General features: G+C 42.6%; 1 protein-coding gene. It reads left to right on the top strand.

Annotated features, from left to right (window positions below):
* Positions 1 to 78 precede the first annotated feature (78 nt).
* Positions 79 to 834 (top strand): type VI secretion system contractile sheath large subunit (gene tssC / locus R7093_RS24770; RefSeq protein WP_318146957.1); only part of this gene is annotated, 756 nt, incomplete at its 3' end.

The following is an 834-nucleotide window of genomic DNA, read 5'->3' as shown; positions in this document are numbered from 1 at the left end:
AGACAATTTGGCAAAACTAGCTGGTGAGCTAGATCTTGGCAAAAAAGCGCCATCAGAAAGTACTGAGGGAGCAGAATAATGACGACTCAAGTTGAAAAACAACTCGATCCTACGGTGGGTGAACAAACCACTTCATTTCTTGAACAGGCTATTGGTGCGACGAAACAAACAGAAGCATCGAGAGCAGAAGAGCTGATCAAGACACTGACTGAAGAAGCGATGAAGGGGACGGTTTCTTGGAATAAAAACCTAACCGTAACTTTCCGTGAAGCGATTAATTTGCTTGATAGACAGATTTCAGAGCAGCTTTCTGAAGTTATGCACCATCCTGAGCTACAAAAGTTAGAAGGCTCATGGCGTGGGCTGAATTACTTAGTCATGAATTCTGAGACAAGTTCTACGCTGAAAATTCGCATGATCAGCATCACGAAGAAAGAGCTTCATAAAGACTTAAGTAAAGCGGTTGAATTCGATCAAAGTCAAATCTTTAAAAAAGTGTACGAATCTGAATTTGGTAGCGCTGGTGGTGAACCGTATGGTGCTTTAATTGGTGACTACGAGTTTACAAACCATCCAGAAGATATTGAGTCTTTGCGTTTAATGTCGAATGTTGCTGCTTCGGGTTTCTCACCATTCTTGTCTGCTGCTTCTCCTGCGCTATTTGGTTTTGATGAGTGGACAGAACTATCTAAACCGCGCGATTTAGATAAAGTCTTTGAGTCGTTGGAATATGCGCAATGGCGCTCTTTCCGTGAAAGTGCAGATTCTCGTTTTGTAAGCTTAACGATGCCTAAAGTATTAGCTCGCTTACCATACGGCCAAGCTACCTCTCCT

The sequence above is a fragment of the Vibrio sp. 1580 genome (genome assembly GCF_033340055.1).
This window is presented reverse-complemented; position numbering and strand designations above follow the sequence as displayed.